12 protein-coding genes are annotated in these 22699 nt (G+C 38.1%); 11 read left to right on the top strand and 1 reads right to left on the bottom strand.

The features are described 5' to 3' along the window. From DXB63_RS03850 to DXB63_RS03825, 6 genes are all read left to right on the top strand, one after another. Nucleotides 1-6039 carry a choice-of-anchor J domain-containing protein gene (locus tag DXB63_RS03850; RefSeq protein ID WP_122125079.1) on the top strand — a complete coding sequence of 2013 codons (6039 nt, stop codon included), beginning with the start codon at nucleotides 1-3 and terminating at the stop codon, nucleotides 6037-6039. A 246-nt stretch (nucleotides 6040-6285) separates the two neighbouring features. Then, nucleotides 6286-7674 carry a tetratricopeptide repeat protein gene (locus DXB63_RS03845; RefSeq protein WP_158563634.1) on the top strand — a complete coding sequence of 463 codons (1389 nt, stop codon included), beginning with the start codon at nucleotides 6286-6288 and terminating at the stop codon, nucleotides 7672-7674. A 229-nt stretch (nucleotides 7675-7903) separates the two neighbouring features. After that, nucleotides 7904-10867, top strand: a complete 2964-nt coding sequence (locus DXB63_RS03840; protein WP_122125077.1) for a hypothetical protein — start codon at nucleotides 7904-7906, stop codon at nucleotides 10865-10867. 183 nt (nucleotides 10868-11050) lie between these two features. Beyond that, the gene (locus tag DXB63_RS03835) at nucleotides 11051-11908 is read left to right on the top strand and encodes a DUF4348 domain-containing protein (protein WP_122125076.1); all 858 of its coding nucleotides are present in this window, start codon (nucleotides 11051-11053) and stop codon (nucleotides 11906-11908) included. Nucleotides 11909-11971: 63 nt separating this feature from the next. After that, complete coding sequence (murB, locus tag DXB63_RS03830) at nucleotides 11972-12991, top strand: UDP-N-acetylmuramate dehydrogenase (protein WP_122125075.1); 1020 nt, start codon at nucleotides 11972-11974, stop codon at nucleotides 12989-12991. Between the two features lie 3 nt (nucleotides 12992-12994). Beyond that, nucleotides 12995-13753: an MBL fold metallo-hydrolase gene (locus DXB63_RS03825; protein ID WP_122125074.1), complete on the top strand. Its 759-nt coding sequence runs from the start codon at nucleotides 12995-12997 to the stop codon at nucleotides 13751-13753. A gap of 1 nt (nucleotide 13754) precedes the next feature. Here DXB63_RS03825 and DXB63_RS03820 read toward each other — a convergent pair whose 3' ends face one another. Further along, nucleotides 13755-15374 (bottom strand): hypothetical protein, encoded by a 1620-nt coding sequence (locus tag DXB63_RS03820; protein WP_122125073.1) that lies wholly within the window; start codon nucleotides 15372-15374, stop codon nucleotides 13755-13757. Nucleotides 15375-15455: 81 nt separating this feature from the next. Between DXB63_RS03820 and gldG the strand changes: the two genes are divergently transcribed. The 5 genes from gldG to DXB63_RS03795 all read left to right on the top strand — a co-directional run bounded on the left by gldG (nucleotide 15456) and on the right by DXB63_RS03795 (nucleotide 22692). Further along, nucleotides 15456-17852: a gliding motility-associated ABC transporter substrate-binding protein GldG gene (gldG, locus tag DXB63_RS03815; protein WP_122125072.1), complete on the top strand. Its 2397-nt coding sequence runs from the start codon at nucleotides 15456-15458 to the stop codon at nucleotides 17850-17852. A gap of 507 nt (nucleotides 17853-18359) precedes the next feature. Next, the gene (locus DXB63_RS03810; RefSeq protein WP_122125071.1) at nucleotides 18360-19244 is read left to right on the top strand and encodes an AraC family transcriptional regulator; all 885 of its coding nucleotides are present in this window, start codon (nucleotides 18360-18362) and stop codon (nucleotides 19242-19244) included. Between the two features lie 162 nt (nucleotides 19245-19406). Continuing rightward, entirely contained in the window at nucleotides 19407-19964 is a 558-nt protein-coding gene (locus DXB63_RS03805; RefSeq protein WP_122125070.1) for a glucose-6-phosphate isomerase family protein, read from the top strand. Between the two features lie 6 nt (nucleotides 19965-19970). Beyond that, nucleotides 19971-20933 (top strand): ROK family protein, encoded by a 963-nt coding sequence (locus DXB63_RS03800; RefSeq protein ID WP_122125069.1) that lies wholly within the window; start codon nucleotides 19971-19973, stop codon nucleotides 20931-20933. Then, nucleotides 20917-22692, top strand: a complete 1776-nt coding sequence (locus DXB63_RS03795; protein WP_122125068.1) for a class I mannose-6-phosphate isomerase — start codon at nucleotides 20917-20919, stop codon at nucleotides 22690-22692. The genes DXB63_RS03800 and DXB63_RS03795 overlap by 17 nt, the downstream gene beginning before the upstream one ends. Nucleotides 22693-22699: the final 7 nt, after the last annotated feature.

Genomic DNA, 22699 nt, shown 5'->3' with positions numbered 1-22699 from the left:
ATGAAAAAAATAACTATGCGTTTATTGTTACTGGTATCGGTCTTTCTAACAGGAAGTATTATGAAAGTAGGAGCGATTGATGTTTCTCCCTATTCAGAAACTTTTACCGGATTAAGTACTAGTAAACATGATTTTGCTCCTGTAGGATGGGGGCATATAGTGGATTATCTTCCCTATTCAGGTGGAGGTTGGGGAGGAGACGATGTCTATGTCTCATATTCAGTCCCCACTTCCGGCGGGCAGAGTGGAGCATATCTGAAAGGAGGTTCCCAATCTTTAACTAATGATGATTATGATTCTAAAACTGCTTATGATTTATTGGTGACTCCGGCAGTAAAAGGTACTGTGACTTTTTATGTGAAGAACAGTTCTTATAGTACAGGGAAATTGAGTTTGTATCAATGTACAAAGAATGGTGATACTTATACAAAAGGAGAAGAAATGACACTACCGGATGGTTTGTCTCTCACTTCTAGTTGGCAGCAAGTAACACTATCCTTAAATGATTATACATATATTGGTTTTCGTTTGCATAATGTAAGTTTAGATGAATTTAGTGCAGAACAGGCTGATATTCCGGAAAAGAGAGCTTTAGAGGTGGTTACAACAAGTCTGATTACCCCAATACCTGTTTATGCAGATGCAAATGGAAAGGCGATGATTACAGCTAAATTTACAGTTAAAAATACGGGAAATGTAGCATTGCATGCAGGTGAGGAGAATTATAGCTTTAGTCTGACAAATAGTTCTGGAGAAGCATTCTTTACACAGAATGCGACTTTTGATTTGGCTGTAGAAGAAACGAGCAATGAAATTGAAATATCCGGTGAGTATACTTTGAAAGACCCGACTGTTGATGAATGGTTCGGTTTGAAGGTTGAGGAAAATCTTACCGGATCATCTAAGTTAGTTCAATGGTTTGATGTAAAAGCTTATGTTGCTAATTTAGATGTAAGATTGAGTACCGGGGGCTCTATAAATGCTCCGATAGATTTTGAGGTATTTAAAGGAACACGCTCTGTGGATATTGCTTTGAAGAATGTTGGTGGTGCACCATTAACATTGAGGAATATAAATTTACCTGATGGCTTTACTCTGACGACTGTTAAAACATTCCCATACACGATAGGTGCTCAGGAAACTGTCGATGAAAAAATAACTCTGGCGGGAGCAGGCTTCAAGGGTGGAGATATCACATTTGATTTTGATGGAATAGGAACAAAAACGATTAAGGTAAAAGGGGCAGTTGTTACGGATAATGTTTGGTGGGAAGATTTTGAAAACGGTATATCCCAAGTTTGGTTATTACCGGATGGGTCTAATTGGAGATCCGCCAATTTACCATCGTCAACAACTTATAATAAGAAATGTGCGGAAAATGGTAATGTTGATTTGTCTGCATTAATATCTCCTAAACTTACGATAACAAGTGGAGATTCATTAGTCTTTTTTGCAGCAAAGAGATCAAATAGTTCTATATTGAAAGTTTCCTATTCTTCGGATCGCGTTAACTGGACGTTGTTGAAGGAGATTACAACTGATAATGCAGACGAGGTTTATAAGTTCCCTGCTTCTTCGAGTGAATTTAAAGCATTTGTTATTAAGGATATTCCGGTAGGTGATTACTATTTATCATTTGATGCCGGATATGCTTATATGGATAATGTATATGGTTATGAGTTAGCTCCGGTGGGGCATGATTTCTTTATCAAGTCTTTTGATGCCGACAAAACCGGAATGGTGAATAATCTGGTAAATCTGAAACTTACTGTTTCTAATTTAAGTAGTGAAATAGAGGCGGCGGGTACTTATACGGTATATCTTTATGAAGATGGTCGTGAAGTTAGTGCAGTAACAGGAGTCGAATTAGCTAGTTATGCCGACCATGAATTCAGTATGAGTTATGTACCTCATAAAGAAGGTGTGCATAAGTTGTCGGCGGAGATTAAGGTTAATGATTCGGAATATGCAGTAAAAACCGGGGAAGTTGAAGTTGTCATCAATAAAGAAGTTGCACTTGATGAAACAATTGTAGGTAGTGTGGACAAGACTAATTCTACAGTACCGTTAACTTTGAATTATAAAAACAGCATCAGTGAAATCGTATATACGTCGACTGTTTTAGGATTGGAAGCTAATAGTCCCATAAATAAATTGGCATTTCCATATTACTCTTCTTCAGAGGAACTTCCTGCACATGTAACTATTTGGTTGGAGAATACTGAAGATGAGGCACCTGCTACAGCATTGAGGGATACAATGATGATGACCAAAGTGCTTAATTCTGATTATACTTTTGTTCCGGGTGGCTCAAGCTCCAATTTTGTCTTAATGGAATTTACTTTACCTGTAGCGTTTAATTATACCGGTAAGAACTTGAGGCTTGTGATTCAGTCAGTGAGTGATACTTATAAGTCATATTCTTTTGGTTTTGATTCCAATATTGTTGGGACAGTATTGACTAAAAAAAGTGATAGCTATGATAGTTTCCTTTCTTCGACTATGTCTTCTGTTAACACTGTACCTGTTGTACATATATATACTTCGAAAGCAGTACCAACGGTTAGTGGAAAGGTGGTTGAGAAAGTGTCAAAAACCGGGTTGGCAAATGTAAATGTTACTTTGACTTCTGGTGATGTAATTTATACGGATGTAACAGATGCTGACGGTGCTTATAGCATAGAGGTTTTCCAAGGAAATAAAGACTATAAGTTGACTGCTAGTGAAAAAGGTTTTGCCGATTTGGAATCTGATATACACGTAGGTACTACCAATGTTATCTATGATGTTGAAATGGATTTCACGGCAATAGAGAATGCCAGAGTTGTAGGAAAAGGTACTATATCAGAGGGACTTGCCAATGAAAAAATCTTAGCTCTTATCGGTGAATGGAATGCTGATGATCTGGCTCGTCTTGCTACAGCGTTGGGATCAAGTAATATTGTTGCCGGTATTTATATGGAAACAATAACTGTTCCGGATAATGTTTCGGCTACTATTTTTGATAACATAAATTCTAATTGTTTGATTTATGTGACAGAAGATGCTGTGGTGCCGAATACTTGGAAGAATGTTGTAAAAGGAAATAAAGCAAACAATATTGTATTATTCGGAGATGGGGCGTTTGTTCCTGTGAAATCATTCACAGCGGAGAAAATCAGTTATGGCCGTGAGTCTTCTGATGAAACGTTAGAGACAATTTGTTTGCCGTTTGCAGTACAAAGTATACCTCAAAATAGTATTGTAAAAGAGTTTACGGGTTATAACTCTCAAAGTTTGTCATTGGCAGATGTCACAACAATGGGAGCCAATATGCCTTATATTATATTAAAACCGGAAGGTACGGCCGTGAATTTCGAGGCAACCAATGTTGTTATAACTACAGATCAGCCTGTTGCGGTAGAAAAGTCCGGATATACTTTTGAAGGTACATATTCTCCTTTAACGAATGATGAATCCACTCGGTATTACATTTTTGACGGGACCGCATTTACTCCAAATGTTGAAACTGTTTCAGCATTCCGGACGTATTTCAAAGGCATACCGGAATCTGTGACTTCATTGTATTATGTAGAAAATGATGCTTCCACTTTATCATTGCATGTAACATCTGTCACCGGTGATAACTTGAAAGGCATACCGGTAAATCTATCTAATTCGGAGTATGGTCTGGTTTATCCGACTGCTTATTTATCAGAAGAAGGTAAATGCACGATTCGTGGCGTCAGGGGTGGAGTGAACGTTTTATCTATTGATGCATCGAGTTTATCATTAGCTAAGTATGTTGATAATAATTTGGTTATAACCAAAGACCGTACATTGGATATTGTTTTGCAAGAAGCGGTAAGAGCTCCTTATGCTTTGAAAGCAGAGAAGTTACATGATGCACATACCGGGCAAACGGATGTTGTCTTAAATTGGAATAATGAGACGGACTATTTCTTTGATGACTTTGAAAGTTATGATGCTTTCTCTATTAATTTCCAACCGTGGACGGGAATTGATGGTGATAAGGAAGCTACTGCGCAAATTCAAGGTTCTTATCCGAATAGTATGTTGCCGCAATATGCAACAATCTTTAATCCGCTGACAATCACTCCTCCATTGTGGTATTCATATCCTGTTTTCCTTCCATATAGTGGAAAGCAATATGCAGCATTTATCCGTACGGCCAGTGGAGCGGTTAATAATGATTGGTTGATCTCACCGAAAATTAAAGTCGGAGTAGATAACGTGGTACGTTTTATGGCCAAGGCAGCAGACCGGTATAATGAACAATTTAAAGTAGGTGTTTCTACCACCGGTACTGAAATGTCTGACTTTGAATTCCTCACTCCGGGAAATTATGAAACGGTTAATTATCAAGCATGGAAAACGATTGAATATAGTCTGGCAAAATATGAAGGAAAAGAAGTTTATATAGCGATTCAATATGTTTCGAAGGCTTATTTCATGCTGATGGTAGATGACTTTTATGTAGGGCCGAGCTCTATTAAGCCATCGAAAGCTGCTAGGGTAAGCCGCTCGAATGATAATCCTTCAGAGAAATTCAAAGTTTATTGCGACGGTACATTTATAGCGGAAACAGAAGATACATCTTATCGATTTGAAAATTTATCTGTCGGGACACATCTATTGTCGGTAAAAGCTGTTTACCGTGTTTCTGAATCAGATATGTCTGAGGCTATCAGTGTAGATATTGAGGATGCATCTCATTATGCAACTGTCAAAATGAATGTTACTACAAACAATAAGCTTTCCGCTGATGGACTGACGGTAAACTATATTAATATATCTACCGGGAAACAGACCAGTGATGTGATTGCTAATGGTGTTTCACAACTGAAATCGTTGGAAAAGGGTAGTTATTTAGTTAATATATCGGCCGATTATTATGAATCTTACAATGAAAATCTTACACTTGATGGGGATAAAGAGTTGAATGTCATACTGAAAGAACAAATAATCACTCCTTATAATATAACGGCAGATTTCACCCCTGCTGCTGCGGAAGATAAGAGTGATGTATTGTTGAAATGGAATCAGGATTTGGGATTTACAGATAGTTTTGAAGACTATCAGGATTTCAGCCAGACATTTGGAGAGTGGACTACTATTGATTTGGATGGATTGCCTCCTTATGGTGTTCGTATGGGCGGGACGGATATTACTTTCCCCGGTTGCGATAAACCATCTCCATGTATGATATTCAATCCCAAAACGACAACACCTTCTATGGAAGAAGATGGTGCTATGCTGGCTCCTGATGGAGATAAATATGTTGCATTCTTCTCCGCTCAACTGGGGCAATCTAATGATTGGTTAATATCTCCGGTTCAGAAAATCCGTGAAGGATATGTTTTGAGGTTTATTGCCAAGTCTTATGAAGCAGCCTATAAAGAAAGAGTTGCCATTGCAATTTCCACAAAGAAAGATACGGAAACATTTGAAATATTGGATGAACTTGAACTGCCGGCTGATTGGATGCAATATGAAGTTGATCTTTCTAAATATGAAGGAGAAGAGGTATATATTGCTTTCCATTACATTTCGTATGATAAATTTATAATGCAATTAGATTTATTCTATGTAGGCCCGGGAGAGTCTGATGAAGAAACACCGACTTTAGGTAATGCCACCTATAATGTATATTTAAACGGAGTCTTGCAAGGTACTACTACCGATACGAATTATACATTTAATAACCTGGATAATGGAAAATCTTATACAGCCGGGGTTAAAGCCGTCTATGTTTCCGGAGAATCAGGTTTGGCAGAGTATACCTTTGTTTGTGGAGGATCTACTTCGGTTGACAAAACAAGTGATAGTGATGTCATAATCTATGGTGGTGAAGGTATCATTCATGTAAAGACCCTGTTGGAGTCATGTACAATCAAGGTTTATGATTCAACCGGAAGATTGATTTCTTTAAAACGTGTGGAAGATAGTGATACAGACATTGCGGTAGAAAAAGGAGTTTATGTTGTTGAAGTATTGCGTGGAAATGATTCTGTAAGAGGAAAGGTACTGGTAAAGTAATGGCTATTACCGGTTTATCATAGACAATATTTAATGTCTGTTTAACATACGGTCGATTGTTTGCAAACGATAGGAGTTTGTAATCAATCGACCGTATCTTTGTATTCAATCGACCTGACGTTTTTTTTAATCAGCTTGATGATTGTTTTTCTCATTGTGGATAATCTTGTTATTGCTATATTTGTTTTGAGGGAATATTGTTTATCTTTGCCACCGGCTGATAATGAAGTAACGTTTATTGTTCTTATGAAACCTATATTTATTCTGTTTGTTTTCATTTTCTTATTGTGCTCATGCAGTGGAGACAGGCATACTAATGCTTTAGCTCTTTATCAGGAAGGAGAACTATTGGAGAAACTGAATATTCCGGATTCTGCTGTAAATGCTTATCGTAAAGCGGCAGATTTGCTTGAAGGTTCGCAAGATTATGAATTAATATGTAAGGTCTATAATCAACTGGGAGATTTGTTATTAATTCATGAAGTCTATGACCGGGCTTTGGTTGCGCATCAGAAAGCATTAAAATATGGATTGTTACTAGAAGATAAGTCATGTCAGTCAAAAGCTTATCGGGGGATAGGGAAAAATTATTATTTGCGGAAAGACACAAAAGAGGCCTTGACTTATTTTATACGTGCACTGCAATTGAAAGATAGGATAAAGGATAAGGAAGAATGTTCATCTATCTATAATAATTTATCTAATGCCTATGGCGAATTAAAAGATTATGAGAAAGCTTTGGAATATAATTCAGAAGCAATTCGACTGACAGAAGATAGTCTGAAAATATATCGGAATTATGCGGTAAGAGGACGACTGTCTACATTGCTTCAAAGATATGATTCTGCTTATTATTATCTTGTAATGGCAAGCAGAAGTGGTGATGCTAGAATACAAGCTTCTTGTTATTTTAAATTATCTGAAATGCCTGTGGAGTCCGGGGTAACGGATTCCATGAAATACGAATATTTGAATAAAGCACATTTGCTTTCTGATTCTATTGAGGATATAAGCAAGTCCGTACAAATTACAGAAACAGAACATATACGCCAATTGGAATTATTAAAAAACAAAGAGAAGAACAAACTGATTTTCATTGTTTCGTTTTCACTTAGCCTAGTTTTATTAGTCGTTTTTTGTTTGTATTATCGTTATAAGCGTAGAATAAGGGCTCATCAGAAGAAAATAAATGATCTATATGCTGATCATGTGGAATTGAGAGACGAGAGAGAACTGAATAATGATAGTCGGGAAAAACAGATTATAGCAATTGTAAGTCGTGCGGGAAATGCTTGTTTGGAGAATTTTATGACTACATCTTTTTATACAGAGTTAAAAAATAAATTGCAGTCAGAGGATTGTGTCTTTAATTATGCAGAACAAGATGAATTGCAAAAAGTAATCTTCAAAGAGTTTGATAACTATATTCAGCAAATATCTAATATTATTAATTTATCTTCTAATGATATTTTGCTTTGTTGTTTGTCTTTGCTGAAATTAACGACAAAAGAGTGTGCTATTTGTCGGGGAGTTAGTAGTGAAACAATCCGTTCACAGCGTACGCGTATTAAAAAGAAAATTCCTAAAACTTTTCTTGAAAACGGTTTCTTTAGCGTAATTTTTGGAGAAGAATAAAACCGAATTGGAGTAAAATGCAACGTTTCATTTTGTAACTTGCTGATTATTAGCTTCTATTTTCTTTGAAATAGAAACGCTTTCTTCTTCACCGGAATAAGCGAATGTCTTATCTTTGTATTATAGAAAATATAAAATACTTGCTTTTTAGTTGCAATCTGATTGAAAATATATGCAATTTGTATGAATCTACTATAACTCAATTATATATTCATTAAAAAAAGATGTTATGAGAAAAGTCTACTTGTTTTTATTCTCAATCCTTGTTTGCATCAGCGGGTATGCTCAGGGGGTAAGTGAAATTAAGATTACTACGTCAAAATTGTATGGTGATACTTTTGATATGTGGCCAAAATCGACTTCAAAGGAAGATGCTATTATTGTAGATTGGGGTGATGGAAGCAAAGAAGAATATTTTATTGATCCTAAAGCTTCCGGCTATTATAGTAAAGTATCGGGAAAAATAGTGGGTGATACGATTCGAATTTTTACCCAATTAACAGAATTAGACTGTACAGATGGAGGAGTGACTTCTTTATTCCTTATTAACCAGCCGTTACTTAAGAAATTACTGGCTAATAAAAATGAACTAACGTCGGACAGTTATGATTTTAATGGAGCTCTTAATCTTGAAGTTGTTAATGTTGGCGAGAATAAATTGACACTGATGGATATGAGAGCATTTGAAAAGTTGCAATTCTTTTCAGCAAATACGAATGAGAATCTTAGCACAGTACTGTTCGCAGATGGTAGTGCTTTTCTACAATCCATTGATATGTCTAATTGTGATATCAGTCATTTCTATCCTATTGAATTACCTAATTTATCTTCACTGAATTTAGCTAATAACTCATTGATGGATCTTGAAATAGCTAATCATTATCCGAAGTTATCTTCATTGGATATCAGTGAGAATTACATAGAAGAAATAGATGCTACTCAATGCGGTAAATTGTCATCATTGAATTGTTCTAATAATAGATTTAGTAAATTGAATGTCGCTCATTGTCCGGAACTTCTTAATCTTTTCTGCAGTGATAACGAATTAAATGATTTGAATTTGGCAAATAATCCGGTTATTAGCAACCTTTCATGTAGCAATAATAATTTATCGGAGTTGAATGTTTCAATGTTGCCTAATTTAACGAGTTTGTCATGTAGTGGCAATAAATTAAAAACTATAGATGTTTCTAAGAATATCTTTTTAAAAACAATTGTCTGTTCGGAAAATATGTTTGATTTCTTGGATTTTACCGACAACTCACGTTTAACGAAAGTAGATTGCAGGAATAATCCTAATATGACGGCATGCTCTGTAAATTATATGTTTAGTACATTATGGGCATTGGACAGAGAAGTATATTCTGCTAACTTATTGATTGAAGGGTGTAATGCAGAAGGTGCGGATGATTCGGAAGTAACATCCAGTGATTATAAATGGATTACTGATATAACCTGTGACGGTTCTGCTAAATGTGATTCAATCGTTATTACACTAAATCCGGCAGAGAATGGCACTTACAGGTTGGAGCAACCTACCCAGTATGGACAAAATTATAAAGAGGTCACAACGAAAGCGATGGTAGGTACTCCGGTAAAAGTTATAGCAACTCCGGATGCAGACTATGCATATAAAAGTGTTGTTGTTAATGGAATTGAGATTTCAGATACATTGTTCTGCCCGAAAGAGGCTTCTACAATTGAAGTGAACTTTAAATCCACAAAAGTACCTTATATCACTGTTAATGTTCCTAACAATACAGATATGTCATTTGCATTGGGAGCGGAAGAAGAAGGAACTGTTGTTACTGTTGATTGGGGAGATGGTACTTTGCAGACCTATACTATCGGTGAGAATTGGAAGAGAATTGATGGAAATTCAGTGGGGACTACCGTCACTATAACCGGAGCTGTTATTGCTGCCAATTTTGAAAGTTATCCCGGCATGGGAGTTTGGGATAATCAATTGACTGGTATAGATATTTCTCATAATAATGATTTGGTTTGGTTGAGTACATATATGAATCCGATTCAATCGTTGACTGTTAGCAATTGTCCTAACCTGTTTTATTTAGATTGTTCTTATTGTGAATTATCGGAATTAAATGTATCTGATAATCCATTATTGATTAATTTGATCTGTTATGGTAATGAAATAAGCAAGTTGGATCTAACTAAGAATACTCAATTAGAGGAATTGAATGCTAAGAATAATAAATTAGCGGAGTTGAATTTATCAAATAATCTGGGATTGACTATCCTTGATGTACAGAATAATTTATTGGAAAATATTGATGTAACATCCATGAATGGGCTGGAAAAGCTTTATGCAAGTGGTAACAAGTTCTCAAATATAGATTTAACACACAATACAAAGCTATGGGATTTGGCGGTTTCCAATAATGATTTGACGAATCTTGATGTAAGTAAGAATACATTGATTACTAAATTATTATGTGAAAATAATAAACTTGCAGTGCTTGATTTAAGTAATCAGCCGGATCTTTGTTATTTGAATTGTGGAGGAAATGGTATGACTGCATGTGCCTTGAATGATCTTTATTACAGTTTACCGGAATATCCTACTCTGGAAGAACCAATAAAAGGGTATACTCTTTGGGTGAAAGGTTCTGACGGAAATATGAATGATGCGGATCATGCCGAATCTTTAATTGCTAAAGGAAAAGGATGGACAATCAATTATGAAGGTGATGGAAGCGGTTGTAATGAAGCCTATATTACGGTTAGAGAAACAGAAAACGGAAGTATTAAACTATTGGATGGTAACAATAATGAAGTAGCGTCCGGTAATAAAGTTCAAAAGAATTCAGTTATAATGGTTGAGGCTGTACCGGCTGAAGGATATAGTTTGGAAAGTGTAAAAGCAAATGGTGTAACTGCGGTAGACGGTCAGTTTACGGTGACTAGAGCTACGGAAGTAGTTGCCAGATTTACGGTTACTTCCGGAATTGATGATAAACAAGAAACGGTAGTTACAATATCAGGAGAGAAGGGAAGTATATATGTAAGTGCGCTTCTATCTGTGGATATTAGTATATATACGGTATCAGGAATACGAATCTGTACAAAAAATGTTATCGGTGATGAATACATAAGTCTTCCTGCGGGAAATTATATTGTCTCTGTGAATAGTGGGGAAAAGCAAATTTCTAAAGTGCTTGTTGTATATTAATCAGCGACATAATTAGGGTTGATCGGGAGGATGGATTTCAATAAATCCGTCCTCTTGTTATTAATGACTTATCGTTATAAATAATCTGTTTTCTATAATCATAATATGAAATAAACGTGTATCTTTGCGCGATTTTAAATTAGATGTGTTGCTTAGTAAGTATTTACATTAGTTGCAGCAAAAATGAAAAGGATAATTATAGGGGTTATTGGTTTGGTTTTACTCTCTTCTTGTAATAGTAGGAAATCAAAAATCGATCCTTTTGAGCCGTTGACGAGTCTAGTGGATTCAGTATCAATGGGACATCACAATAATGATTCGCTTGTTCAGGAAGAGGAAGAAGAACCGCTTCCGGTAAAAGCCGATGAAATTTTTGATGATTTTGTTTATAGTTTTGCCGTTGACGATAATATGCAACGTAAACGAATACTTTTCCCTTTGCCTTTTTATAATATGAATAAGCCTCTTAAAGTTGAAGAAAAGGATTGGAGGCATGATTCATTGTTTGTTAGTCAGGCATATTATACTTTGTTATTTGATAAAGAAGAGGATATGGAGCTGCAACAGGATACCTCATTGAATTCCGTTCAGTTCGAATGGATTAATATGGCTAAAAGTACAATTAAACGGTACTATTTTGAGCGGAAAAAGGGTGCTTGGATATTGGAAGCTATCGATTTGCATGAGATAAAGGCTAAAGAGAATGAAAGCTTTATTGAATTCTTCTATAAATTTGCTAATGACAGTCTTTTTCAGGCAGGGCGGGTTCATACTCCATTGACATTTGTAACGAACGATCCGGATGATGATTTTTCTATTTTGGAGACAACGATTGAAAGGGAGCAGTGGCTTGCTTTTATGTCGGTATTACCTAAAGACAGATTGACAAATATTAATTATGGACAAAATAATAGTTCGAAGTCTAAAACGAAGATTCTTAATATTAAAGGTATTAATAACGGCTTCTTTAATTCGCTTTATTTTCGCCGTCGCGGTGATGGGGAATGGGAGTTCTATAAGTTCGAGGACTTGAGCAACTAAAAAACTTTTAAGGTTTTCTACTTTCGATTTAATTCACTTTCTTTGCAGTAAATTCTACGTGCAATGATAACAAGATATAACCATTATTCGATGCTTTCACATAATACTTTTGGTATTGATGTGGAGGCTGAACTTTTTATAGAGTATTCTTCAGTTGAAGATTTACAATCTCTTTTATCTTCAAAAGAACTTTTGCCTCAACCTTTTTTACATATAGGAGGAGGTAGCAATTTGCTTTTTGTTTCAGATTATAAAGGTACTATTTTTCATTCGGGAATTAAAGGAATGGAGATTATTTCGGAAACAGAAGAGTATGTAATGGTTCGTGTAGGCGCAGGCGAGGTATGGGATGATTTTGTAGCTTATTGTGTAGATAACGAGTGGTATGGGGCAGAGAATCTTTCGCTTATTCCCGGTGAAGTTGGCGCAAGTGCAGTTCAGAATATCGGAGCTTATGGGGTGGAGGTGAAAGATATCATAGAACGAGTGGAAACGGTTGCAGTGGAAAGTGGAAAAGAGAGAACCTTTGCAAATGAAGATTGTAGCTTCTCTTATCGTCAGAGTATATTTAAGAAAGAACTTAAGGGGCAGTATATTGTTACTTATGTAACGTATAAATTAGATAAACATACTCGGTTTAATTTGGAGTATGGAAATATAAAAACAGAGTTGGAGAAGTTTGATGAGGTGAATTTAAAGACTATCCGGCAAGCGATTATTGCTATTCGTGAAGTTAAACTACCGGATCCGAAGATTGAAGGAAATGCCGGGAGTTTTTTTATGAATCCTATCTTACCCCGTGCACAGTTTGAACTATTAAAGCAAACATATCCTGATATACCTCATTATGATGTGGATGAAGATCGGGTGAAAGTTCCTGCGGCATGGATGATTGACCGTTGTGGCTGGAAAGGCAGATTACTGGGAAATGCCGGAGTGCATGATAAGCAGGCACTGGTCTTGGTAAATAAGGGAGGAGCTACAGGACGTGAGATTATAGCATTGTCAAAGGCTGTACAGTTGTCTGTAAAAGAGAAGTTCGGGGTGGACATCTATCCTGAAGTTAATTTTATCGGAGAGTAGATTATGAAGATAACGATATTAGGAAGCGGAACTTCTACCGGTGTGCCGGAGATTGGTTGTACTTGTGAAGTTTGTACTTCAAAAGATCCAAAAGATAGCCGTTTGCGTACTTCTGTATTGGTGGAAACAGAAGGTAAACGAATTTTATTGGATTGTGGTCCTGATTTTAGGCAACAAGTGCTTCATCTGGATTTCGCACCGTTGGATGGAGTTTTGATTTCTCATGAACATTATGACCATGTGGGAGGTTTGGATGATCTTCGTCCTTTTAGTCGGTTTGCCGATATTCCTCTTTATGCCGACGAATATACTGCCACTCATTTAAAGGCGCGTATGCCGTATTGTCTTGTGGAACATAAATATCCCGGTGTACCTGCCATCTCTTTAAATGTGGTAGATGCTTCCCAGTCTTTTTGTATAGCCGGTATAGAAATTGTTCCGATACAAGTGATGCACGGACGTTTGCCTATTCTGGGCTATAGAATCGGGAAGATGGCATATATTACCGATATGCTTACGATGCCGGAAGAAGAATATGAAAAATTACACGGATTAGACTGTTTAGTAATGAATGCTCTGCGCATAAAGCCGCACCCTACCCATCAATCGTTGGATGAGGCATTGAAGAATGTAGCAAGGATACAGGCAAAACAGACTTATTTTATCCATATGAGCCATCACATAGGGTTGCATCGTGAAGTGGAACAGTCGCTTCCTTCCCATATACATTTGGCGTATGATGGTTTGACGATAGAAGTATAGGTTATAATTCTCCTTTATAAGTTAAAGTGATACTTGGAAACACAGTACCGTTTGCTGTGGTGAATTGAGTTGTCATGAGAAAATTCCGGAAGAAATCTTTATTCTTAAAGAAGAAGTTAGGCATCAGGTGTCCATAGAGTTGTGGCTCTGTTATTGTTTTACTCATGTCCGTCATCAATAAGCAAGCTGATTCCGGTGCAAGTCCTGCCATACATTCCTCAAAAATTACATCACCTTCCTTTACCTTTCCATTGTCTACCAGATGAATATAATCTTGTATACAAGTATCGTTGGGGGCGATAAGTAAGCGGTCGTTATAGAAACAGCAGACATAATCTTCTGCTTGTCTGTTCTTGATAATGCCTCTTACAAAATGTCCGGTAAAAGTCAGTCGAGGTAAAGTCATTGATTGATATGCTTTCCCATTAAAATGGAAAAAAGAGCTTTCTATCTTTCGACCCGTAAAAGTCGGAATTAGACTTTTTAGGTAACTCTCTGCGCTTTCTCTGTCTTTTACAGGTATGTTGGCGATGATTCTTTGTGTATTTTCATCTTGTGATGTGGTAAACATAATTATACTCATGGTATTTTCAGCATACTCTTTAAAATAATGTAGCATGCAGGAGTCTGCTTTTTCTTGCGGAGTGTAGCACCTTAACGGAGGATATTCCTTTTGAGTGATTTGTTTGAATATCTTTTCCATATTTGATGTTGCCAATTGGCAGAGGAAATAAGTAGACTCGGGAAGTTCTTTACCTGATATATTGGGTACGGGCTCTACAGTTTTCAGAGCATTATCAAAAGAATTACAACTATCCGTATCAAAGCTGGTGCCAGAGAGATAGATTGCATCCGGGTTCAATTTTATATCAAATTCTCCCCAATGTGAAATACTTGTTGTTTTAGGATATTTATCTTCGTTGTTCCCAAGTTCAATTTGTTCCCCTTTGATAAAAATAGTGGCTTCCATGCGAGTCTTGTTACGATTGACGATTGAAGCGAATACGGAATCGCATAATATGGATTCTTTATCCAGATAGGTATCAATGACTTTTTCTATGAGTTTTTCCTGATAACTGACTACGAGAAACTCCTGATGATAGTAACAAGCGAGAAATTCAGTAGCATTTAGCGGATATATATGAATCTTCTCATTTCTGTATTCGAATGTCTTGGGAGGGAATAGTATAGATGTATTTCGGTCAATATATCCTTTTATGAAATCTTTGTCTCCCGAACCTAATTTGCAATATAGAATTTGGTCTTTGCTGGTATTAGGTTGATGGAAGCTGACAATGATCTGGCTCATTTGTTTGCTGAATCCATGTATCTTATTGTCGGATAGAGTTTCAAAGTTATTTTTGAGTCCGTAAAGCAACTCGGAAATCTTCAACGAATTAATATTACGTTCATAGTTTACATTATTTATGTTATGGAAAAAATGCCCTGCATTATCCGTTTCCAGAATGGCAATGCAATCTTTGGGAATGAGAGTATATAGGTTAGTGTCCGATTCCTTTTCTTTTTTGCTCAGTAGAGAATAGAAATAGGCACCGGTTATGATAAGAAGAAGTATAATAACGGCGGATAGCACTGTCCGCATAATCATTTTCTTATTCATGATACAGATGTTTAAGCAATATACGTATCTTTGCTTCGTTTATAAAAACGGATAACGGCAATATTTATTATTTGTTGGCAAATGAAATATTTATTAAGAAAAGAAATAGCTCTCTTTTTCAGTTCTGCAATGGGGTATGTTATTGTTGCGGTATGGCTGTTGGCCGTATCGTTAATGTTGTGGGTATTTGGAGGAGATTATAATATTCCGGATAGTGGGTATGCCAGTCTGAGACCATTTTTTTCATTAGCCCCTATATTACTTTTACTGTTCGTCCCGGCGGTAACGATGCGTTCTTTTGCCGAAGAAAAACGGTTGGGCACGATGGAATTGCTTTTGTTCCGGCCTATTCGCTTATCTACGATTGTATTATCTAAGTTCCTATCCGCTTTCTTATTAATGTTGATGGCACTGTTGCTCACGTGGGTATATGTATTCAGCGTGCAGATGATGAGTAGTTCAGGGATGGACATGGGAGAACTTGCAGGCGGATATATTGCTTTGATAGGGCTTATCGCGACATTTGTTTCGATTGGAGTGTTTGCTTCCTCTTTAACAAGCAATCAATTGGTTGCATTTTTGGTAGCCGCTTTTCTTTCTTTTGCAGGCTTTTTCGGTTTTGATCTGTTGGCTTCATTATATTCAGATGGGGCAATGCATAATATGTTGTCTGCCATGGGGATGAATGAGCATTATCGCTCTCTGATTCGTGGAGTAGTCGATTCGCGGGATATTATCTATTTTCTGACACTTTGTACCTTCTTTATAGGATTGACGATAGCAGTCAATACTTTGCGTAAAGATAAGAAGCTATGGAGGAATACGGTCGTCGTTTTATCAGGATTAGTTCTCTTCAATGTTTTTTCCGCATTTGTTTATATCCGTATTGATTTGACAGAAGGGAAAAGGTACACTTTATCCCTGCAAAGCCGTGATTTAGTGAAGGGGTTAGACAAACCGTTGGAAGTTTTGCTTTATTTGAATGGGGACTTGAATCCGGCTTTCGATCGCCTTCGTACGGCTACGTTGGATGTGTTGGAAGAGCTGTCACAATATGCAACTCATGGCATTGTTTTGAGGGAAGTAAATCCTGCTATTGCTCCGGATGAGGCGACAAGACAAAAGAATTATCTTAAAATGGATGAACGGGGCATAAAAGGTATCTCGGTGAATGAGCGGGATAGGGAAGGAAAGGTTTCGTCGAAAATCGTATTTCCGTGGTTAGAGCTGGTTTATGACGGAGATACTGTTCCTGTTGAACTATTGAAAAAGAATATTAATCTTTCTTCGCAAGAGGTGCTTAATGCTTCTGTCGCTGATTTGGAATATGGGCTGACAGATGCCGTTCGGTTACTGACCATGAGGGAACCTTCCAGAATCGCCTTTATAGAGGGGCATGGCGAATGGTCTGAACCTTATGTGTATGAAGCGACAAATTTATTGAGCAGATACTATCATGTGGATCGTGGCACATTAAGTGCGGATCCGGCAGAACTCTATCCGTATAAAGCTCTGATTATAGCTTCTCCCCAAACAGCTTTTACGGAAGAAGAGAAATTTGTGTTGGATCAATATCTGATGCATGGAGGAAGTCTTTTCTTCCTGTTGGATGGTGTGAAAATCTCGGAAGAGGAGTTTGCGGAGACAGGAGAATCACCGACATTGAAGAATGAATTGAATTTGGATGATATGCTGTTTACGTATGGCGTGCGGATTAATCCGGTAACCGTACAGGATATGAACTGTACTCCGATTCGTTTGGCTTCTTCGCAGGTTGGTGCAAAGGAGGCTTATTCTACTGTGCCGTGGTATTTCGCTCCGCTATTGGAACCCGTATACGACAGTTCAATTACCCGGAACATTTCACCTTTGAAATCGGAATTGGTTAGCACGATAACATGGGTGGGAGAGGGAGAAGGACAGAAAAAAACAACTCTGTTGACAACTTCCCCGAATGCCCATCTGCTTCCGGTTCCTGAGATGGTAAGTTTGCGATATGTGGAAATGCCGGCTGAACCCTCTTATTTCAATGAATCGCTGTTGCCTGTTGCGGGGTTGATAGAGGGGCAATTTACGTCTGTTTTTCGTAATCGTCCGGTTTCGTGGTATGCGGAGAAAGTGAAAGAAGTAAGTGAACCGGCACGAATCATCGTTTGTGCAAGCTCGTCTTTGATTAAGAATGACTGGAAAGGGCAAGGTAATCAGAGTATGCCTCTACCATTGGGATATGAACCGGTGACAGGGGAACAACTGGGTAATGCCGATTTCATAGTCAATGCGGTGAATTATTTGGCAGGGAATGAAAGCTGGCTGAACTTGCGTGCCCGGAATTCACGGCTTCGCCTGTTGAATAAACAGGAAGTGACTACCGGATTGTATAAATGGCAGTTAGTCAATGTACTTCTTCCTTTGTGTATCCTGTTTGCCGGAGGAGGTTTGTTTATCTGGAGTAGAAGAAGGAAATATCATCGCCGATAGTTCATCGGAAAAATATAGTAACTTCTTTGCTATTATTTTATATAGTTTTTATACCCCCTACTAAATTTTTGTCGCGGAGCTCATTACCAGCACTTTATCTTTCAAAAAGCCCCAAATAAGAAAACTTGTGACATTACTCGCCTTTATGAGTGCTGAAAATTTGTCGCGCTTTTTGCATGATACATAAAAACGCCCTACATCTTTACCCTTGACGCCCTACGTCTTTTTGCCGAATGCCCTACGTCTTTCGGTTGTTTCTTACGGGAGAATTTGCTTAAACGTCCGGGAGAAAAATGATAGTGATAAAGATGATTATCTTTAATCACCCGGGAGGTATTATATATATATTATAGGAATAGGATTGGATTCTTTAAAAAAGTTCACATAGCATATGGCTTTTGCTTTGTTTTATTGTTAATCGCTATTTTTTATTTGTACTTTTGGCATTTATCACATATATTTGTTTTCAATACAACTTTATGCATAATATTCCAATTTGATATCACAATGAAACCTCTTTATCAGGAACTGCCATTCTCCGTAGAGAACTATATAAATTTTTATCGCGAAGATTTGCCTTATTTTATTGTGCCATGGCATTATCATCCTGAGTTGGAGATCATGTGCATAGAAGAAGGAAGCGGAACTCGCTTTGTCGGTGATCACATAGAAAACTATGAAGTGGGTGATGTTTGTATTATCGGTCCTCAGTTGCCTCACGAATGGAGAAATGATAAAGCTTTCTTTGAAGAAGAATCCGGATTAAGGTCTGTGTGCTTATGTGTCTATTTCCGTAAAGAGTTATTTGAAGGGGTGATGATCAATCTGCCTGAATTTATGCATATTCGGAATCTGATAGAGCGTTCCCGTCGCGGTATTAAGTTCACAGGGGAGGCTCGCAGGATGCTGTCTGAATTTATCCGCACAACTTTTAATTCTGGTGGAGCGGAAAGGGTTACAAATTTGATAACCTTATTGGATATGATGGCAAAGACGGAGGAATACGAACTTTTAGCCAGTGTCGGCTTCACTCAGTCGGTTAATTCCTCCGATTTTGAGCGCTTCAATAAGATATATCAATATTTGGTGAAGAACTTCAATCAACCGATAAAGCTGGAAGATGTAGCGGGATTAGTAGGGCTTACTCCTACGGCATTTTGCCGTTATTTTAAGGAACGGACAAAGAAAACGTTTGTGCAATATTTAAATGATATGCGTATCGGACATGCCAAACGGCTTTTGATTGAGGGGAAAATGAAGATTTCTACGATAAGTATGGAAGTTGGTTTCAACAACTTGTCTAATTTCATTGACCAATTTAAAAAGACGGTTCATATGCTGCCTACCGAGTATCAAAAAGAGTATGGCGTGAAGAATAAGAAAGCTATTTAATTCTAACCTTTCATTCTGGAATATTACCAATTTAAATCTACGCATCTATATAAATGATAAGATATCATAATTATCGGGGAAAATAGGAAACAGTACGCTTGTTCTTATGACCTACCTTTGTTCTCAGAGAATTAAATGTAAAATCTTAAAATATAGGTGACTATGGAGAATAAAGGAATTATCTTTCCGGAACTGTTCTTTACCGATAAGAATTTAGTGGGACGTGGAGTCTGTAAGGTATCCAGAAAAATTGCCGACTTGAAGGGCATTTTTGCCGATGTAGAGGCATTTGAGAAAATGCCCCGGAATCAATTGGCTTATGAAGTAAGTAGTTTTTTGCCGGAGAAAGAAGGTACCCCCGGCGGATTGTATTTTGGTATTACTTACCTCTATCCGGGTAAAGTAGGCAATGAGTATATGATGACTAAAGGACATTATCATGCTAATATTGACCGTGCCGAGTATTATTGGGGACTAGAGGGTGAAGGTATGCTTATTCTGATGGATGAGCAGCGTAATGTATGGGCAGAACGGGTATTTCCCGGTAGCTTGCACTATATTCCGGGCGGAGTGGCACATCGAATGGCGAATGTGGGAAGCACGCTGTTTTCATTTGCAGCATGCTGGCCTTCGGATGCAGGTCATAATTATGGTGAGATTGCAGAAAAAGGTTTCTCTGCCAGATTAGTCGATGTAGATGGTACTCCTCATTTAATCTAGTCTGCGATGTATTGTATAGCGATAGATTTGGGGGGCACGATTATCAAGATAGGTTTGGTCAAAGGGGATGAAATACTTGAGTTCACTTCATTTCCGGCCGAAACCGATGGCTTGGGCAGCAATCTGGCATCTATGGAAGCCATAATAAATAGATTGCTGAGTAAGTGGAAAGTGCCGAAAGAAGAGTTTTCCGGTGTAGGATTGGCTTTTCCCGGCATGGTGAATCCGAAGGAGAAGAAGGTTACTTCTACCAATGACAAGTATGATGATGCTTGTGATATAGACCTCAGTTCTTGGGTTTATAAGAATTGGGAAGTTGCTTTTATCATTGATAATGATGCTCGTTTGGCGTTGGCCGGAGAATGGCACTTCGGTGCAGGAAAAGATTGCCGGAATATGGTAATGATGACGATTGGTACGGGTATCGGTACCGGAGTTGTTTTGGATGGACGCATAATAAACGGCAACCATTATCAGGCCGGTTCGTTAGGAGGACATATCATTGTCGACTATCGGGGCAGGCGTTGTACATGTGGGAATATAGGTTGTGTCGAGGCAATGGCTTCCTCTTTTTTCCTGCCGGAAATTATTCGCACACATCCTAAAATCAGTAATGAATATAAAGTAAAGGCGACTCACTATGATTTCAAAACCTTATTTGGTTTAATGCGACAAGGAGAAGCGGAAGCGACCCTTTTGTGCAAAGAGTGTATGGACGTATGGGCTGCGGCTATCATCAATTATATTCATGCGTATGATCCGGAGATTATAGTAATGGGCGGAGGTATAATGCGTAGTGCGGATATAATCCTGCCTTATATAAAGGAACGGGTAGATCGTTTGGTGTGGGCTCCGGAATATAAAGTGAAAATCAAGCCGTCTTTATTGGGAGACAATGCCGCGCTTTTAGGAATTTCTTATACACTATCAACAATTAAAAAAGAAAAGTATTATGAACAAATATTATAATCATACATCTAATTATGATAAATATCCGGTAGTAAATGTGCCGGGCACGGATGGAGAGTGCTATACTGGTTGGGATGCTATTGCGGAGTGCCTGAACCGGGACTTGATGAAAATCAACGAAAAGGTAAAGGTGGTAGTTTTAGAATGTTATCAGGGGGTGTTGGATGAAGAAGTAGTCGTTTCCTTGCAAGCCCGTTTCCCTGCATCCCATTGGTTCTATTCGGCAGACGCCATGTTATCTTCCGATGAGATTAACGCTATCTTGAAGCAAGACATCACAGACGATGAGATATTTGGCTATATGACTCGTCTGAATATGGATTGTTATTTTGATGGGAAGAAGCTGGCTGAACTTCGTTCCAAAGTAGCTGCGGTCAAAGAAGGTGTCGTTTTTGTCTATGGAGTCGGGGCGGCTTATGTGCAGCAAGTATATGACTTGCTTGTTTATGCCGATATGGCCCGTTGGGAAATACAGATGCGTTTTCGTAGAAATGAAATATCCAATGTTGGTGTTGAGAATAAAGAAGAACGTGCTTCTTTGCAATATAAGAGAGCCTTCTTTGTTGACTGGCGCATCTGTGACCGTTTCAAAAAGAAACTGATGAGAGAATGGGATTATGTGCTGGATACGAATATCGCCGGCACTCCTAAAATGGCTACGGGAAAAGCTGTATGGGCAGGATTGGAAAAAGCCTCTCAAACTCCGTTTAGAGTGGTTCCTTTCTTTGATCCGGGACCGTGGGGTGGACAATGGATGAAAGAAGTATGCGACCTTGACCGGAATACAGCCAACTTTGCATGGTGCTTTGACTGTGTGCCGGAGGAGAATAGCCTTTATTTGGGATTTGGAAATGTCCGTTTTGAGATCCCTTCTATCGACCTCGTATTTGCTTATCCGGCACGTTTGTTAGGTAATCCGGTATATGGACGCTTCGGTGACGAGTTCCCTATCCGTTTTGATTTTCTTGATACGATGGGGGGAGGGAACCTGAGCTTACAGGTGCATCCTTTAACACAATATATACAGGAAAAGTTCGGTATGCACTATACGCAAGACGAGAGCTATTATATGCTGGATGCGACGGAAGATGCTACTGTTTATTTAGGCGTGAAAGAAAACATCCATCCGGATGAAATGATTAATGCGCTTAATGAAGCGCAGGAGAGCGGAAACTTTGATGCTGAGAAATATGTAGGCCATTATGCTGTCAAGAAACACGATCACTTGCTGATACCGGCAGGTACTATACACTGTTCCGGAACAAATGGAATGGTGCTTGAAATCAGTGCCACTCCTTATATCTTTACTTTTAAACTTTGGGATTGGGGACGCTTGGGGCTGGATGGTCGTCCGCGTCCAATCAACATAAAGCATGGAAAGGAAGTCATTCAGTGGAATCGTACCGAATCATGGGTAAAGAAAGAAATATTTAACCATATTGAAACGGTAGGAGAAGGGCAAGGCTGGAAAGAGGAACGGACAGGTTTGCATGAAAACGAATTTATTGAAACTCGTCGCCATTGGTTTACAGTGCCTGTTCTGCATAAAACGGATGGTAGTGTGAATGTTCTGAATCTGGTGGAAGGCAGGGAAACGATAGTAGAGAGCCCCGAAGGAAAGTTTGAACCTTTTGTGGTTCATTACGCAGAGACTTTCATTATTCCGGAGTCAATAAAAGAATATACAATCCGTCCTTATGGAGAGTCCGAAGGAAAGCAATGCGCTACCATTAAAGCTTTCGTTAAACATAACGCTTAATTTGTAC

This window comes from Bacteroides sp. OM05-12 (assembly GCF_003438995.1).
GTDB lineage: Bacteria > Bacteroidota > Bacteroidia > Bacteroidales > Bacteroidaceae > Bacteroides.
Note: the sequence above shows the minus strand (reverse complement) of the source record. Positions and strands in the feature narration are given on the sequence as shown.

What these genes read in the sequence shown, in the direction of transcription:
- DXB63_RS03835 (WP_122125076.1), top strand. Translation starts at nt 11,051, where the DNA reads ATGAAAAGGATAATTATAGGGGTTATTGGTTTGGTTTTACTCTCTTCT.
- DXB63_RS03845 (WP_158563634.1), top strand. Translation starts at nt 6,286, where the DNA reads ATGAAACCTATATTTATTCTGTTTGTTTTCATTTTCTTATTGTGCTCA.
- DXB63_RS03805 (WP_122125070.1), top strand. Translation starts at nt 19,407, where the DNA reads ATGGAGAATAAAGGAATTATCTTTCCGGAACTGTTCTTTACCGATAAG.
- gldG (WP_122125072.1), top strand. Translation starts at nt 15,456, where the DNA reads ATGAAATATTTATTAAGAAAAGAAATAGCTCTCTTTTTCAGTTCTGCA.
- DXB63_RS03840 (WP_122125077.1), top strand. Translation starts at nt 7,904, where the DNA reads ATGAGAAAAGTCTACTTGTTTTTATTCTCAATCCTTGTTTGCATCAGC.
- DXB63_RS03850 (WP_122125079.1), top strand. Translation starts at nt 1, where the DNA reads ATGAAAAAAATAACTATGCGTTTATTGTTACTGGTATCGGTCTTTCTA.
- DXB63_RS03825 (WP_122125074.1), top strand. Translation starts at nt 12,995, where the DNA reads ATGAAGATAACGATATTAGGAAGCGGAACTTCTACCGGTGTGCCGGAG.
- DXB63_RS03800 (WP_122125069.1), top strand. Translation starts at nt 19,971, where the DNA reads ATGTATTGTATAGCGATAGATTTGGGGGGCACGATTATCAAGATAGGT.
- DXB63_RS03820 (WP_122125073.1), bottom strand. Translation starts at nt 15,374, where the DNA reads ATGAATAAGAAAATGATTATGCGGACAGTGCTATCCGCCGTTATTATA.
- DXB63_RS03795 (WP_122125068.1), top strand. Translation starts at nt 20,917, where the DNA reads ATGAACAAATATTATAATCATACATCTAATTATGATAAATATCCGGTA.
- DXB63_RS03810 (WP_122125071.1), top strand. Translation starts at nt 18,360, where the DNA reads ATGAAACCTCTTTATCAGGAACTGCCATTCTCCGTAGAGAACTATATA.
- murB (WP_122125075.1), top strand. Translation starts at nt 11,972, where the DNA reads ATGATAACAAGATATAACCATTATTCGATGCTTTCACATAATACTTTT.